This is a genomic window from Bacillus luti (assembly GCF_009739945.1).
Taxonomy (GTDB): domain Bacteria; phylum Bacillota; class Bacilli; order Bacillales; family Bacillaceae_G; genus Bacillus_A; species Bacillus_A luti.
Genome location: NZ_CP040336.1, coordinates 4,577,294 through 4,593,715, shown reverse-complemented (window position 1 = coordinate 4,593,715; position 16,422 = coordinate 4,577,294). Strand labels below are relative to the sequence as shown.

The window sequence follows — 16,422 nt, the reverse complement described above, 5'->3', positions numbered from 1 at the left end:
TGTGATAAAGAGATAAGATATGAATAAGAGGGAAGTCGATAAAGAAATGAATGGAAGATAGAATGATTTTTAAAATATGTTTTAAGGGTTTAACGGGATGTGAAATTTTTTTATGAAAAGTATTGACCCTGTATGTACGGCATGATATATTAATAACCGTCGCTGATGCGGAAACGCAGAAAACGACAAAAAAGAAATTGAAAAACTTAGTTGACATCGAAAAACGAAGATGTTAACATAAGGAAGTCGCAAATGAGCGACCAAGTAGTTCTTTGAAAACTGAACGAAACAAACAACGTGAAACGTCAATTTTTATTTTTAGATGCTAGACAAACTAACTTTATTGGAGAGTTTGATCCTGGCTCAGGATGAACGCTGGCGGCGTGCCTAATACATGCAAGTCGAGCGAATGGATTAAGAGCTTGCTCTTATGAAGTTAGCGGCGGACGGGTGAGTAACACGTGGGTAACCTGCCCATAAGACTGGGATAACTCCGGGAAACCGGGGCTAATACCGGATAACATTTTGAACTGCATGGTTCGAAATTGAAAGGCGGCTTCGGCTGTCACTTATGGATGGACCCGCGTCGCATTAGCTAGTTGGTGAGGTAACGGCTCACCAAGGCAACGATGCGTAGCCGACCTGAGAGGGTGATCGGCCACACTGGGACTGAGACACGGCCCAGACTCCTACGGGAGGCAGCAGTAGGGAATCTTCCGCAATGGACGAAAGTCTGACGGAGCAACGCCGCGTGAGTGATGAAGGCTTTCGGGTCGTAAAACTCTGTTGTTAGGGAAGAACAAGTGCTAGTTGAATAAGCTGGCACCTTGACGGTACCTAACCAGAAAGCCACGGCTAACTACGTGCCAGCAGCCGCGGTAATACGTAGGTGGCAAGCGTTATCCGGAATTATTGGGCGTAAAGCGCGCGCAGGTGGTTTCTTAAGTCTGATGTGAAAGCCCACGGCTCAACCGTGGAGGGTCATTGGAAACTGGGAGACTTGAGTGCAGAAGAGGAAAGTGGAATTCCATGTGTAGCGGTGAAATGCGTAGAGATATGGAGGAACACCAGTGGCGAAGGCGACTTTCTGGTCTGTAACTGACACTGAGGCGCGAAAGCGTGGGGAGCAAACAGGATTAGATACCCTGGTAGTCCACGCCGTAAACGATGAGTGCTAAGTGTTAGAGGGTTTCCGCCCTTTAGTGCTGAAGTTAACGCATTAAGCACTCCGCCTGGGGAGTACGGCCGCAAGGCTGAAACTCAAAGGAATTGACGGGGGCCCGCACAAGCGGTGGAGCATGTGGTTTAATTCGAAGCAACGCGAAGAACCTTACCAGGTCTTGACATCCTCTGAAAACCCTAGAGATAGGGCTTCTCCTTCGGGAGCAGAGTGACAGGTGGTGCATGGTTGTCGTCAGCTCGTGTCGTGAGATGTTGGGTTAAGTCCCGCAACGAGCGCAACCCTTGATCTTAGTTGCCATCATTAAGTTGGGCACTCTAAGGTGACTGCCGGTGACAAACCGGAGGAAGGTGGGGATGACGTCAAATCATCATGCCCCTTATGACCTGGGCTACACACGTGCTACAATGGACGGTACAAAGAGCTGCAAGACCGCGAGGTGGAGCTAATCTCATAAAACCGTTCTCAGTTCGGATTGTAGGCTGCAACTCGCCTACATGAAGCTGGAATCGCTAGTAATCGCGGATCAGCATGCCGCGGTGAATACGTTCCCGGGCCTTGTACACACCGCCCGTCACACCACGAGAGTTTGTAACACCCGAAGTCGGTGGGGTAACCTTTTTGGAGCCAGCCGCCTAAGGTGGGACAGATGATTGGGGTGAAGTCGTAACAAGGTAGCCGTATCGGAAGGTGCGGCTGGATCACCTCCTTTCTATGGAGAATTGATGAACGCTGTTCATCAATATAAGTTTCCGTGTTTCGTTTTGTTCAGTTTTGAGAGAACTATCTCTCATATATAAATGTATGTTCTTTGAAAACTAGATAACAGTGTAGCTCATATTTTTTAATTTTTAGTTTGGTTAAGTTAGAAAGGGCGCACGGTGGATGCCTTGACACTAGGAGTCGATGAAGGACGGGACTAACGCCGATATGCTTCGGGGAGCTGTAAGTAAGCTTTGATCCGAAGATTTCCGAATGGGGAAACCCACCATACGTAATGGTATGGTATCCTTACCTGAATACATAGGGTAAGGAAGACAGACCCAGGGAACTGAAACATCTAAGTACCTGGAGGAAGAGAAAGCAAATGCGATTTCCTGAGTAGCGGCGAGCGAAACGGAACATAGCCCAAACCAAGAGGCTTGCCTCTTGGGGTTGTAGGACATTCTATACGGAGTTACAAAGGAACGAGGTAGACGAAGCGACCTGGAAAGGTCCGTCGTAGAGGGTAACAACCCCGTAGTCGAAACTTCGTTCTCTCTTGAATGTATCCTGAGTACGGCGGAACACGTGAAATTCCGTCGGAATCTGGGAGGACCATCTCCCAAGGCTAAATACTCCCTAGTGATCGATAGTGAACCAGTACCGTGAGGGAAAGGTGAAAAGCACCCCGGAAGGGGAGTGAAAGAGATCCTGAAACCGTGTGCCTACAAATAGTCAGAGCCCGTTAATGGGTGATGGCGTGCCTTTTGTAGAATGAACCGGCGAGTTACGATCCCGTGCGAGGTTAAGCTGAAGAGGCGGAGCCGCAGCGAAAGCGAGTCTGAATAGGGCGTTTAGTACGTGGTCGTAGACCCGAAACCAGGTGATCTACCCATGTCCAGGGTGAAGTTCAGGTAACACTGAATGGAGGCCCGAACCCACGCACGTTGAAAAGTGCGGGGATGAGGTGTGGGTAGCGGAGAAATTCCAATCGAACCTGGAGATAGCTGGTTCTCCCCGAAATAGCTTTAGGGCTAGCCTTAAGTGTAAGAGTCTTGGAGGTAGAGCACTGATTGGACTAGGGGTCCTCATCGGATTACCGAATTCAGTCAAACTCCGAATGCCAATGACTTATCCTTAGGAGTCAGACTGCGAGTGATAAGATCCGTAGTCAAAAGGGAAACAGCCCAGACCGCCAGCTAAGGTCCCAAAGTGTGTATTAAGTGGAAAAGGATGTGGAGTTGCTTAGACAACTAGGATGTTGGCTTAGAAGCAGCCACCATTTAAAGAGTGCGTAATAGCTCACTAGTCGAGTGACTCTGCGCCGAAAATGTACCGGGGCTAAATACACCACCGAAGCTGCGGATTGATACCAATGGTATCAGTGGTAGGGGAGCGTTCTAAGGACAGTGAAGTCAGACCGTAAGGACTGGTGGAGTGCTTAGAAGTGAGAATGCCGGTATGAGTAGCGAAAGACGGGTGAGAATCCCGTCCACCGAATGCCTAAGGTTTCCTGAGGAAGGCTCGTCCGCTCAGGGTTAGTCAGGACCTAAGCCGAGGCCGACAGGCGTAGGCGATGGACAACAGGTTGATATTCCTGTACCACCTCTTTATCGTTTGAGCAATGGAGGGACGCAGAAGGATAGAAGAAGCGTGCGATTGGTTGTGCACGTCCAAGCAGTTAGGCTGATAAGTAGGCAAATCCGCTTATCGTGAAGGCTGAGCTGTGATGGGGAAGCTCCTTATGGAGCGAAGTCTTTGATTCCCCGCTGCCAAGAAAAGCTTCTAGCGAGATAAAAGGTGCCTGTACCGCAAACCGACACAGGTAGGCGAGGAGAGAATCCTAAGGTGTGCGAGAGAACTCTGGTTAAGGAACTCGGCAAAATGACCCCGTAACTTCGGGAGAAGGGGTGCTTTCTTAACGGAAAGCCGCAGTGAATAGGCCCAAGCGACTGTTTAGCAAAAACACAGCTCTCTGCGAAGCCGTAAGGCGAAGTATAGGGGGTGACACCTGCCCGGTGCTGGAAGGTTAAGGAGAGGGGTTAGCGTAAGCGAAGCTCTGAACTGAAGCCCCAGTAAACGGCGGCCGTAACTATAACGGTCCTAAGGTAGCGAAATTCCTTGTCGGGTAAGTTCCGACCCGCACGAAAGGTGTAACGATTTGGGCACTGTCTCAACCAGAGACTCGGTGAAATTATAGTACCTGTGAAGATGCAGGTTACCCGCGACAGGACGGAAAGACCCCGTGGAGCTTTACTGTAGCCTGATATTGAATTTTGGTACAGTTTGTACAGGATAGGCGGGAGCCATTGAAACCGGAGCGCTAGCTTCGGTGGAGGCGCTGGTGGGATACCGCCCTGACTGTATTGAAATTCTAACCTACGGGTCTTATCGACCCGGGAGACAGTGTCAGGTGGGCAGTTTGACTGGGGCGGTCGCCTCCTAAAGTGTAACGGAGGCGCCCAAAGGTTCCCTCAGAATGGTTGGAAATCATTCGTAGAGTGCAAAGGCATAAGGGAGCTTGACTGCGAGACCTACAAGTCGAGCAGGGACGAAAGTCGGGCTTAGTGATCCGGTGGTTCCGCATGGAAGGGCCATCGCTCAACGGATAAAAGCTACCCCGGGGATAACAGGCTTATCTCCCCCAAGAGTCCACATCGACGGGGAGGTTTGGCACCTCGATGTCGGCTCATCGCATCCTGGGGCTGTAGTCGGTCCCAAGGGTTGGGCTGTTCGCCCATTAAAGCGGTACGCGAGCTGGGTTCAGAACGTCGTGAGACAGTTCGGTCCCTATCCGTCGTGGGCGTAGGAAATTTGAGAGGAGCTGTCCTTAGTACGAGAGGACCGGGATGGACGCACCGCTGGTGTACCAGTTGTTCTGCCAAGGGCATAGCTGGGTAGCTATGTGCGGAAGGGATAAGTGCTGAAAGCATCTAAGCATGAAGCCCCCCTCAAGATGAGATTTCCCATAGCGTAAGCTAGTAAGATCCCTGAAAGATGATCAGGTTGATAGGTTCGAGGTGGAAGCATGGTGACATGTGGAGCTGACGAATACTAATAGATCGAGGACTTAACCATATAATATGAAGCAATGTTATCTAGTTTTGAGAGAACATAAAAAACTTGTTGACTTTTAAAGTGAATCAGTTATAATAATGATTGTCTCAAAAGAATAATGTCTGGTAATGATGGCAGAGAGGTCACACCCGTTCCCATACCGAACACGGAAGTTAAGCTCTCTAGCGCCGATGGTAGTTGGGACCTTGTCCCTGTGAGAGTAGGACGTTGCCAGGCAATATTATTCCGCAGTAGCTCAGCGGTAGAGCTATCGGCTGTTAACCGATCGGTCGTAGGTTCGATTCCTACCTGCGGAGCCATTGGAGAGCTGTCCGAGTTGGCCGAAGGAGCACGATTGGAAATCGTGTATACGTCACAAGCGTATCAAGGGTTCGAATCCCTTGCTCTCCGCCATAGGATTTATAATATTTGGCCCGTTGGTCAAGTGGTTAAGACACCGCCCTTTCACGGCGGTAACACGGGTTCGAATCCCGTACGGGTCACCACTTTTGGAGGATTAGCTCAGCTGGGAGAGCACCTGCCTTACAAGCAGGGGGTCGGCGGTTCGATCCCGTCATCCTCCACCATATAACTTATATGAATAATATTATCGCGGGGTGGAGCAGCACGGTAGCTCGTCGGGCTCATAACCCGAAGGTCGCAGGTTCAAATCCTGTCCCCGCAACCAAATGGTCCCGTGGTGTAGTGGTTAACATGCCTGCCTGTCACGCAGGAGATCGCCGGTTCGACCCCGGTCGGGACCGCCATTTTAATAAGGCTCGGTAGCTCAGTCGGTAGAGCAGAGGACTGAAAATCCTCGTGTCGGCGGTTCGATTCCGTCCCGAGCCACCATTTATTTTAATAAAATACGCCGGCTTAGCTCAATTGGTAGAGCAACTGACTTGTAATCAGTAGGTTGGGGGTTCAAGTCCTCTAGCCGGCACCATGTAAGTTTCGGAGGGGTAGCGAAGTGGCTAAACGCGGCGGACTGTAAATCCGCTCCTTCGGGTTCGGCAGTTCGAATCTGCCCCCCTCCACCATTTACATAGGGGCATAGTTTAAAGGTAGAACTGAGGTCTCCAAAACCTCCAGTGTGGGTTCGATTCCTACTGCCCCTGCCAAATATATTTACACAACATGGCGGTTGTGGCGAAGTGGTTAACGCACCGGATTGTGGCTCCGGCATTCGTGGGTTCGATTCCCATCAGTCGCCCCATTTTTATTTTAAAAATGACAAATAATATAATGGATACTTACATATAATTAATTAAGAAATCAATGGGCTATAGCCAAGCGGTAAGGCAACGGACTTTGACTCCGTCATGCGCTGGTTCGAATCCAGCTAGCCCAGCCATTTTTGCGGAAGTAGTTCAGTGGTAGAATACAACCTTGCCAAGGTTGGGGTCGCGGGTTCGAATCCCGTCTTCCGCTCCAATAAAATTAATTTCATATGGCGGCATAGCCAAGTGGTAAGGCAGAGGTCTGCAAAACCTTTATCACCGGTTCAAATCCGGTTGCCGCCTTTTCTTTTGTGCCGATGTGGCGGAATTGGCAGACGCGCACGACTCAAAATCGTGTTCCTTCGGGAGTGTCGGTTCGACCCCGACCATCGGTATCAAACAAACGTTGATTTAAACGGCTCTTACGTTCAGTAGGAGCCGTTTTTTCGTATTCTTAGAAGATCGCTCTATATTTAAAGATGGAATATATGGTATAAGAATCAATACACATGGTATTGATTATGTTGAAAAATAACTTTTAACACTTGCAGGAGGATATAATTGAAATGGATGGATACTTACCTTAATGAATTTTTATTTATATCCTAATTATAATAATCCTCAATTCGCCAGCTGCTCTTACTTACATCAGGATAAAACGGGTTCAATTCCTAAATTTGTTTTACGAGCTAATAATATAATCATACGTATAAGTGACTATAGAATAGTCAGATTAGAAAAATTTGTAAGTGATATAGTGCATAATTTGAATAAATATCCTGATTATATAAGAAATATAATAGATAAAGTGTAAACACTCTCTTGTATATCGTATTGTTTTTTGTAAGGGCAATAATATGTTACATATTATAAAAAGGAAGAAGCTCGTTTTATGTCGAACTACTCAACTTAATGAACCCTTATAAACGAAATATATTCGTTTATAAGATAGTCGTATGTGATAACGTTGTTTAAATTAAAATTGAATGTTCAAGAACGTATATATCGATGTTTCTGATGGGTTGAACTGAGAATTCAATCCTATAACCGACTCAAACTCGTATTCTTTCGGGAATATCGGTTTGCCCCCGACCATTGGTACCCGCGATGCAAAAAGACTCTAACAGAAATATTAAAGTCTTTTTGCTAAATTATGCTATGTGATTCTAAAATTCGTAATAAATGTAGGAATTCATGTATAATATAACTTGTCGAAAGAACAAAATGATAGTGATTTATATTATGTCTGTAATATGAATCAAAAATGAACTTTTTATATTTCTTTTAAAAATGTGTTGAATACGCATTATATTTCATATTAATATCTTTATGTAGATTTAAAACCGGAAAGAGAGTGGAAAGTATGGGCCGTAAATGGAACAACATTAAAGAAAAAAAAGCATCAAAAGATGCAAATACAAGCCGTATATATGCGAAATTTGGACGCGAAATTTATGTGGCAGCAAAACAAGGCGAGCCAGATCCAGAATCAAACCAAGCGCTTAGAGTCGTATTAGAGCGTGCGAAAACATACAATGTACCAAGAACAATTATTGATCGTGCGGTTGAAAAAGCAAAAGGCGGCTCAGAAGAAAATTATGACGAGCTTCGTTACGAAGGCTTTGGACCAAATGGATCTATGGTAATTGTAGATACGTTAACAAATAACGTAAACCGTACTGCTGCAGATGTACGAGCTGCATTTAGCAAAAACAGTGGTAACATGGGCGTAAACGGTTCTGTAGCATACATGTTTGATGCGACAGCTGTTATCGGTCTTGAAGGTAAAACATCAGACGAAGTTCTTGAAATTTTAATGGAAGCAGATGTGGATGCACGTGACATTCTAGAAGAAGAAGATGCTGTTATCGTGTATGCTGAACCTGATCAATTCCATTCAGTACAATCAGCACTTAAAGATGCTGGTGTTGAGGAGTTTACAGTTGCAGAATTAACAATGCTTGCACAAAATGATGTAACACTTCCTGAAGATGCACAAACACAATTTGAAAAAATGGTTGATGCATTAGAAGACTTAGAAGATGTACAACAAGTTTACCATAACGTAGACTTAGGAGAATAATATGATAGAAGCCCCTTATCTTTTAACGGATAGGGGCTTTTTTTACGAAGTTAATTAAGGTGATGAATTATTAAAGGTATTTTGTTGTAGAAAGGGAATATTCTTATAGGAATATATGAAATAATCAATATTTCTAGGAGGATTAAAATGAAACATAAAACACCAAAGCATATCGTTGCTGTAGCAGGCTATTTAACAAATGAAAAGAATGAGGTACTTTTAACGAAAGTACACTGGCGAGCTGATACGTGGGAAATGCCTGGAGGGCAAGTAGAAGAAGGAGAAGCACTTGATCAAGCTGTTTGTAGAGAGATACTGGAGGAAACGGGCTTAACTGTGGATCCTATTGGGATTACAGGCGTGTATTATAACGCTTCTATGCATATTTTAGCTGTTGTGTTTAAAGTAGCATATGTTAGCGGTGAAATAAAAATTCAGCCTGAAGAAATTAAAGAGGCTAAATTTGTTGCATTAAACGATGGAAACATCGATGAGTATATAACGCGTCCTCATATGAAATCAAGGACACTGGATGCGATGAACGCAACGCATTTTATTCCATACGAAACATGGGAAGTTCAGCCGTATAATCTCATAGGAAGGTTGTAAAGAAAAGGTTAGCGATTTGAGGATACCCCAAATTGCTAACCTTTTCTTTATGTATACTGTTTCAGAAAAAGGTCACAATAATAAAGTGAAGTTTTAATTAATAAGGGTTTTATGTATCTATAATTGATTTTAGGAACGTTTGTTCTGTATAATAGTAATGTATCATATATAATTAGATTACTAGATGTTTAAAAGTAGCAATTTATAGATGATATAATAAAAGAATAAAGTGAAGTATAAAGACCTTACTTTTTACAACGTTATTGGTTCTTAAGGTTTTAATCGATGTATATTCAACATTTCATATGAATAGTAGATAAAAAAGGACTGTGATACAATACATTTTTACACCTTACAATGTTGTAAGGTATGTGTAAGAGAAATCGATGGGAGATTCTTTTACAACAAAGTATCCTTAAGGTAAGAGTTATATATGCTGTGTGGAAAAGAGGTGTTCAAGATGAAAGAACGAGTATTATCTAGAGTGAACTATCATCAAAAAGTTGCATTAAATCCATTAACTAAATTTTTTTATAAAGCCATTATATTATTATTATTGTTAAGTTTTGCATTATTATTCGTTGGAAATGTAATGATTGAGCGAAGTGATATTAGTAAATTACATGTACCTGCTAAGTTAGAAGTACCAGAGTCAGTAACACACGCATTTATTGCGACGGAAGATAAAAGGTTTTATCATCATAATGGTTTAGACTATATAGCAATTATCAGGGCTTCTATTGAGAATATAAAAGCTGGTGGTGTTGTGCAAGGAGGAAGCACGATTACACAGCAGTTATCTAAAAATGCTTTTTTAACTAATGAGCGTACATTTTCTCGTAAGTGGAAAGAAATTTTTTATACGAAAAAAATTGAACGCACATTTACGAAGGATGAAATTTTAAAATTATATGTAAGTAATATTTATTATGGGGAAGGCGCATGGGGGATTGAAAAAGCAGCAAATCTTTACTTTGGTAAAAAGGTGGATCAATTAACGTTAGCTGAAAGTGCAATGATGGCTGCTGTAGTAAAAGCACCTGCTTATTACTCGCCTGCACAAAATTATGATAAGGCCGTCGAGAGACGAAATGTCGTTTTGAGATTGATGGAGAAAGAAGGCTATATCAATCATGATGAATATGTGCAAGCAGTTAGTGAGAAATTAGTAATTCGTCATGATATAAAAACAGAACAATCGATGTTAAATAACGCTCGTGAAAAAGCTGTCAGTTAAGAGAAGTTCCTACATAGGAACTTCTTTTTTTGAATAAATTGTGACAAATTGTGACACAATATCGTCACAATTGTTGTATTTTTGTAATTTATGTGAGCGTGTTCATTGCGTGACATATATAAGTGTTGATATTATGTGTATTGTGTACAATGCTGTATACAGAATATGAATTTAAAGAGGAATGTATATGAAATCAAATAAACTCATGGCTCTTGGTATAGTTTTTTCTATCGCAGTATTGATTGTAATTGGAACAATTGCGTATAGCATCATAAATGACAAAAAAGATAAAGGGAATGAGATGTTTGCTTATTCCACACAACAATCTTTAGGGAAAGATGATGCTCCGGTTAAGGTAGTTGAATTTGGAGACTTCAAATGTCCTGCTTGTCGTACTTGGGATGTAACAGTATTACCACGATTAAAAGAAGAGTATATTGATAAAGGTAAAGTGCAGTTATATTTTATTAACTTCCCATTTATCGGAAAAGACTCTGATTTAGGTGCAGCAGCTGGTGAAGCCATTTATAAACAAGATCAAGATTCATTCTGGATTTTCTATGATGAAATTTATCAAAGTCAAAAGAAAGATACGGAAGAATGGATTACAGAAGAGTTGCTTCTTAACATTGTGAAAGAGAAACTTCCAAAAGTTGATGTAGAGAAATTTAAGAAAGATTTACATAGTAAAGAAATTACAGAAAAAGTACGTAAAGATTCAGATCGTGCTCAAAAATTAAAAGTTCAAGGGGCTCCTTCAGTATATGTAAACGGAAATCTTGCAAACCCTGATTTCGATAGTATGAAGAAGGCAATTGATAAAGAATTGAAAAAGTGATGAGGTCTCTCATCACTTTTTCGACTTTTTTCGATAAAATTCTTGCTTCCGTTTTTTTTACATGCTATACTACTTTACATAAGTTATTCTAATATCTTATATGTAATTCATATTTGCGGGTGTAGTTTAGTGGTAAAACAAGAGCCTTCCAAGCTCTGGTCGAGAGTTCGATTCTCTTCACCCGCTCCAAACTTTATTTAATATTTTTCTAATAAATTGTGATCAACGCAGTGTTTCGTTTCCAAGATAAACGAGGCATTGCGTTTTTTAATGTTTGGAAAACATAATTGTATGCGAAAATAGAAGTAAAGAATAGTATTCCAAAAGTGAATTGCTAACCAATAGAGTGTTACATAAGGGATGGATTCATCTGAGGAGGCGTTTTAAGAATGGACTTTGAACAATTAAAGCAAGATGTAATTGCGTATAGTAAAACAATTGGTATAGATAAAATAGGTTTTGCGAGTGCTTCCCCGTTTGAGGAGTTAAAGCAGCGTTTAATTCAGCAGCAACAATTAAATTATCAGTCTGGATTTGAAGAATCTGATATAGAGAAGAGAACAAATCCACAGCTTTTATTACCTGGAGCGAAATCAATTATTGCGATCGCTTTGGCATATCCTTCTAAATTAAAAAATGCACCGTTAAGCAAAAGAGGAGAGCGCCGTGGAATATTTTGTCGCGCTTCATGGGGACAAGATTATCACCTTGTTTTGCGAGATCGTTTGCAAAAGTTAGAGGCATATTTAATTGAAAAGCTTCCAGAGATAGAAGTAAAGTCAATGGTTGATACAGGTGAGTTAAGTGATCGTGCTGTATCAGAGCGTGCAGGTATAGGGTGGAGCGGTAAAAACTGCTCTATTATTACACCTGAATTTGGTTCATACGTATACTTAGGAGAAATAATTACAAACGTTCCATTCCCACCAGATCAGCCAATAGAAGATCAATGTGGAAGCTGTACGAAATGTATTGATATTTGTCCTACAGGTGCTTTAATACAGGGCGGACAGTTAGATTCGAAGAAATGTATTGCATTTTTAACACAGACGAAAGGATTCCTACCTGAAGAATACCGCGATAAAATAGGGAATCGTATATATGGATGTGATACATGTCAGACTGTTTGTCCGAAAAATAAAGGAATGGATTTTCATAATCACCCTGAAATGGAGCCAGATCCTGAGTTAGTTAAACCATTATTAACACCACTTTTAACAATTAGTAATCGTGATTTTAAAGAGAAATATGGTATTATGTCCGGATCATGGAGAGGTAAAAAGCCGTTGCAACGTAATGCTATTTTAGCACTTGCACATTTTAAAGAAGCGTCAGCAATTCCTGATTTAATTGGTGTTATGAAAGATGACCCAAGACCAGTACTTCGTGGAACGGCAGCGTGGGCCCTTGGGAAAATTGGCGGTGACGGAGTAGGCGAAGCGATTGAAAAAGCGATGCAACGTGAGAAAGATGAAGAGGTCCTTCATGAAATGAATCGTGGGCTTGAATTGTTAGCACAGAAAAAAGAGTAGATAATATTTCCCTTTTTCATATTGTAATATGGGAGGGAGACAGAATGGTTGTAAAAACGAAGATTGAAAACCAAGTACAACAATTTTTAGCATATATAACGGAGAAACGAACGAATGTGGATGGTATTGCTGAAGATTTATTACAAATAGCACAGAGGAAGAAACACTTGTTTCAAAAACGTAGTGCACATATAGTGAAAGCAACTGCGGATGTTTCTTTCATTAGACAGTTAAACAGTAGTAACCATCAAGAAATTGATTATCAAATACATTTGAAATATTTAATTAGGCATAAAGAATTATTTTATATCGAAGAGGAACAATTAAAACGAAGAGTTTGTTTAAAGAATAATCGTGTAATAGGTGATTATGCTATTGAAGTGTTAAAAGAAATAGGTATAGGTGAGACGTTAGAAAGGGAAGTTGTGAAAGAGAAGTACGGTTCTTATCAGTATAATCGTTTAGAGGCAGTGAAATATGCAGAGCGTTGGTGGGATGACCGAAACCCTATATATCGCAATTTTCCTGATAATTGTACAAATTTTATTTCACAATGTCTTCATACGGGAGAAGTACCAATGAATGGATATCCTAATATTCGTAAAGGATGGTGGCAAAGGGAAAATCAGTGGAGTTGGAGCTGGGCTGTCGCACATTCTTTTTATTGGTATTTGTCAGGTGCTACAACAGGTCTTCGAGCAGAAGCTGTCGAAAGGCCAGAAGATCTTATTCTTGGAGATGTCATTGCTTACGATTTCGAGGATGATGGTAGATGGAATCATACGACAATTGTAGTAGCAAAAGACGCAGATGGTATGCCACTTGTAAATGCACATTCTGCGAATAGCCGTCGTCGTTATTGGAACTATGAAGACTCTAGTAAATATACACCACAAATGAAATATAAATTCTTTCATATTATTAATGGGTAGAGATTTTTCGCTCAAGTGGTATAATACGTAGTAGACAAAAAACAGAGGTGAATATCGCGTGGGAGTACATGTTGTTTTATATCAACCAGAAATTCCAGCAAATACAGGAAATATTGCTCGTACTTGTGCAGCAACTGGAACAGAATTACATTTGATTAGACCGCTTGGATTTTCAACGGATGATAAAATGTTAAAGCGTGCAGGATTAGATTATTGGCAGCACGTGAAGGTTACGTATTATGATTCAATTGAAGAATTTTATGAAAAAAATAAAGATGGTGAATTCTTCTATTTAACAAAGTATGGTGAGAAAGCTCATACAGCTTTTGACTATAGCAAGCGTGAGAAGGATTATTATTTTGTATTTGGAAGAGAAACAAACGGCTTACCAGCTAATGTAATCGAAGAAAACTTCGATCATTGTTTACGTATTCCAATGACTGATAAAGTGCGCTCATTAAATTTATCTAATACAGCAGCAATTTTAATTTATGAAGCGTTCCGTCAACAAAATTACCCAGGATTAGATTTAGAAATCGTTTATTAAAAGTCGCCATTTGGCGACTTTTTTTCTAAAAATAAAAATAATATGCAATCATACATTTTAAAAAGGGTACATATTCATATAGAATGGGATATATGATTAAAAATAGATAAGACGGGTTGAGATAAATATGAAGGAACAATATAATAATCAAAATACCTTTTTAAGTATGATAGATATGGATTTAATAAGACAGGGACTGTTACATGCTATTCAAGATTTAGTGTTTATTGTGAAAGTTATTGATGATGAAACTTTTAAATATATTTATGTGAATAAAATAGGCATGGATTATGCGAAGCTAAGCGAAGAGTGCTATGGAAAAACGTTTACGGAAGTGCTGTCAGTAGACAAAGCAAGAATCTTACAAAGGCAATATACTCAAGTAATACGGGAAGCGAGAGCACATACTTTTTGTGATGTGATTAGTTTATCAACTGGTAATCTACACTATGAGTCGTCACTTAATCCTGTATACGATGAAGAAGGAATATGCCAGTTTATTATTTGTATTACAAGGGATATTACAGCTCAGATTGAGGAGAAAGTAGAAATAGAAGAAAAACAAATGTTATTTAAGTCATTACTTGAATATAATAATGATTCCATTATATCTATAGATTCTATAGGTAAAATTACATATGCAAATCCGGCAACGTATGAAATATTTGGATACCGATATGAAGAATTGAGTAATAAGTTTATTTTTAAATTTATTAATAAAGAATATGAAAAAGACTTTCAAATGATATTTAAGGAAGCTCTACAAGGAAGGGCAACACAAATCGTTTCAAAGAAATATGTTCATAAAGAAGGGTACGAGTTATATATTTCTTTGAGAACTATCCCAATTATTGTGAACGGGGAAATTGTTGGGGTGTATATTGTTACAAGAGATGTTACGAGGCAAGTATTAAATGAGAAGCGAACGGAATATTTAGCTTATTACGATCAATTAACAGGGTTGATGAATAGAATTTCATGTACAAATAAGTTAAATGTTTTTTTAAATGAGAATATAAATTTTGCACTTGTGTTTATTGATTTAGATGAGTTTCACCTTATTAATGATACATTTGGTCATAAAGAAGGAGATAAAGTATTACAAAAAGTTACAGAATGTTTGAGCAATCTACAAATAGAAGGTATGCATTTATTTAGAGAGCATGATGATCAATTTGTTATGTTAATAGAAAATATAACGAAAGAATATGTAGAGGAAGTTGCAAAAAATATATTAAAAAACATTAGTAATTATTTTGTAATAGAAGAAGAGGACGTGTATTTAAGTACGTCCATTGGGATTGTAATGGCACCAACAGATGGAGAAGATGAAAAAATACTTTTTCAAAGAGTGGATGCTGCCCTAGAAAAAGCAAAGGAAAAAGGGAAAGGGCATTATCATTTTTATTGCAACGGATTAGATTGTGAACGTGAAAAAAGGTTTATAATAGAAAACCAGTTATATCGAGCTATAGAGAAAAATGAGTTTTTCTTATATTATCAGCCGCAAGTTAATATTGAAACGAAAAAAATAGCTAGTATGGAAGCTTTAATAAGATGGGAAAATAAGGAGCTAGGATTTGTTCCACCTAGTCAGTTTATTCCACTAGCAGAAAGAACCGGATTTATTATTAAGCTTGATGAATGGGTAGTGAATCAAGCGTGTAAACAAATACGTGAATGGCTAAATAAGGACTATGAAGTTGTCCCAATTGCAGTGAATATTTCAGCTAGACATTTTCGTTCTATTACATTAATCGAAATGATTACAAGAGCTTTAAATAAGTATAACGTACCACCTCATTTATTAGGAATAGAAGTTACAGAAGGAGCCCTTATACATAAAGATTTATCGAAAAGAGTGTTGCTACAATTAAAAGAACAAAATGTAAAGATTCATTTAGATGATTTTGGAACTGGGTATTCATCTTTAAGTTATTTAAAAACATATCCAATTGATACTTTAAAAATTGATCGTTCTTTTATGGAAGGTATACATATAGATGAACGTGATACAAATATTACAGCTGCAATTATTCATTTAGCTCATACTTTAGGATTGAATGTAATTGCAGAAGGCGTAGAAAAAGTGGAGCAAGTCCAATTTTTGAAGGAAAAGAATGTGAAACTTGTACAAGGTTATTATTATAGCCGTCCTTTATCAAAGCATGATGTGGAGAATGTATATTATAAATAATTGATACAAAAAAGTGATGTGCTAAAAAGCACATCACTTTTTATGTGTACCTGGTTTATCGTTGTAACCAGATGTGAAAATGGCTGTAAGAAATGTGAGTGATACACCTAAAATTAATAGTAATTTCATATTAATATTCCCCCTACTTTTTCGGTTTACGAATTTTATTAACTACTCGAAATGTATGTAAGGTTCTTAGAAGAAAAGAATTAATTTAAAATGAATAGCGGTGTGAAACCTTTAATATCTTTATTATACAGAATTTTCTTTGAATTTTGGAGAGAATTT

At 39.8% G+C, this 16,422-nt stretch carries 8 protein-coding genes, 16 tRNA genes and 3 rRNA genes; all 27 read left to right on the top strand.

All coding sequences use genetic code 11. The features are described from left to right. Window positions 1–340 precede the first annotated feature (340 nt). Window positions 341–1,892, top strand: a 16S ribosomal RNA gene (locus EUC40_RS23265). Window positions 1,893–2,038: 146 nt separating this feature from the next. Next, a 23S ribosomal RNA gene (locus EUC40_RS23260) occupies window positions 2,039–4,960 on the top strand. A gap of 100 nt (window positions 4,961–5,060) precedes the next feature. Further along, window positions 5,061–5,176: ribosomal RNA gene (gene rrf, locus EUC40_RS23255) — 5S ribosomal RNA — on the top strand. The 16S, 23S and 5S rRNA genes sit together here with 15 tRNA genes alongside, the layout of an rRNA operon. A gap of 8 nt (window positions 5,177–5,184) precedes the next feature. Then, a tRNA-Asn gene (locus EUC40_RS23250) sits at window positions 5,185–5,259 on the top strand. 2 nt (window positions 5,260–5,261) lie between these two features. Then, window positions 5,262–5,353: transfer RNA gene (locus EUC40_RS23245), tRNA-Ser, on the top strand. 17 nt (window positions 5,354–5,370) lie between these two features. Beyond that, window positions 5,371–5,445 (top strand) — tRNA-Glu (locus EUC40_RS23240). A gap of 5 nt (window positions 5,446–5,450) precedes the next feature. Further along, window positions 5,451–5,526: transfer RNA gene (locus tag EUC40_RS23235), tRNA-Val, on the top strand. 24 nt (window positions 5,527–5,550) lie between these two features. Continuing rightward, window positions 5,551–5,627, top strand: a tRNA-Met gene (locus tag EUC40_RS23230). Window positions 5,628–5,630: 3 nt separating this feature from the next. Then, window positions 5,631–5,706: transfer RNA gene (locus EUC40_RS23225), tRNA-Asp, on the top strand. A 9-nt stretch (window positions 5,707–5,715) separates the two neighbouring features. Next, a tRNA-Phe gene (locus EUC40_RS23220) sits at window positions 5,716–5,791 on the top strand. Window positions 5,792–5,809: 18 nt separating this feature from the next. Continuing rightward, window positions 5,810–5,885 (top strand) — tRNA-Thr (locus EUC40_RS23215). 10 nt (window positions 5,886–5,895) lie between these two features. Next, window positions 5,896–5,979 (top strand) — tRNA-Tyr (locus EUC40_RS23210). Window positions 5,980–5,986: 7 nt separating this feature from the next. Further along, window positions 5,987–6,060, top strand: a tRNA-Trp gene (locus EUC40_RS23205). Between the two features lie 19 nt (window positions 6,061–6,079). Beyond that, window positions 6,080–6,155 (top strand) — tRNA-His (locus EUC40_RS23200). A 63-nt stretch (window positions 6,156–6,218) separates the two neighbouring features. Next, window positions 6,219–6,293: transfer RNA gene (locus EUC40_RS23195), tRNA-Gln, on the top strand. 5 nt (window positions 6,294–6,298) lie between these two features. Next, window positions 6,299–6,373: transfer RNA gene (locus tag EUC40_RS23190), tRNA-Gly, on the top strand. An 18-nt stretch (window positions 6,374–6,391) separates the two neighbouring features. Next, window positions 6,392–6,462 (top strand) — tRNA-Cys (locus tag EUC40_RS23185). 10 nt (window positions 6,463–6,472) lie between these two features. After that, window positions 6,473–6,554: transfer RNA gene (locus EUC40_RS23180), tRNA-Leu, on the top strand. Between the two features lie 968 nt (window positions 6,555–7,522). Then, entirely contained in the window at window positions 7,523–8,242 is a 720-nt protein-coding gene (locus EUC40_RS23175; RefSeq protein ID WP_071710147.1) for a YebC/PmpR family DNA-binding transcriptional regulator, read from the top strand. Between the two features lie 147 nt (window positions 8,243–8,389). Continuing rightward, window positions 8,390–8,851 carry an NUDIX hydrolase gene (locus EUC40_RS23170; RefSeq protein ID WP_156576713.1) on the top strand — a complete coding sequence of 154 codons (462 nt, stop codon included), beginning with the start codon at window positions 8,390–8,392 and terminating at the stop codon, window positions 8,849–8,851. A gap of 460 nt (window positions 8,852–9,311) precedes the next feature. Continuing rightward, entirely contained in the window at window positions 9,312–10,088 is a 777-nt protein-coding gene (locus tag EUC40_RS23165) for a transglycosylase domain-containing protein (protein ID WP_000664694.1), read from the top strand. Between the two features lie 187 nt (window positions 10,089–10,275). Next, complete coding sequence (locus EUC40_RS23160; protein WP_000841316.1) at window positions 10,276–10,926, top strand: DsbA family protein; 651 nt, start codon at window positions 10,276–10,278, stop codon at window positions 10,924–10,926. 115 nt (window positions 10,927–11,041) lie between these two features. Further along, window positions 11,042–11,115 (top strand) — tRNA-Gly (locus EUC40_RS23155). Window positions 11,116–11,315: 200 nt separating this feature from the next. Then, a complete protein-coding gene (gene queG, locus EUC40_RS23150; protein WP_156576712.1) occupies window positions 11,316–12,458 on the top strand; it encodes a tRNA epoxyqueuosine(34) reductase QueG in 1,143 nt (380 codons plus the stop codon). 44 nt (window positions 12,459–12,502) lie between these two features. After that, on the top strand, window positions 12,503–13,390 hold the full coding sequence (locus EUC40_RS23145) for an amidase domain-containing protein (RefSeq protein WP_151626303.1): 888 nt from the start codon (window positions 12,503–12,505) through the stop codon (window positions 13,388–13,390). 58 nt (window positions 13,391–13,448) lie between these two features. Continuing rightward, window positions 13,449–13,937, top strand: coding sequence for a tRNA (uridine(34)/cytosine(34)/5-carboxymethylaminomethyluridine(34)-2'-O)-methyltransferase TrmL (trmL, locus tag EUC40_RS23140; RefSeq protein WP_000538149.1), 489 nt, complete (start codon window positions 13,449–13,451; stop codon window positions 13,935–13,937). Window positions 13,938–14,064: 127 nt separating this feature from the next. Continuing rightward, window positions 14,065–16,134 carry a sensor domain-containing protein gene (locus EUC40_RS23135; RefSeq protein WP_156576711.1) on the top strand — a complete coding sequence of 690 codons (2,070 nt, stop codon included), beginning with the start codon at window positions 14,065–14,067 and terminating at the stop codon, window positions 16,132–16,134. Window positions 16,135–16,422: the final 288 nt, after the last annotated feature.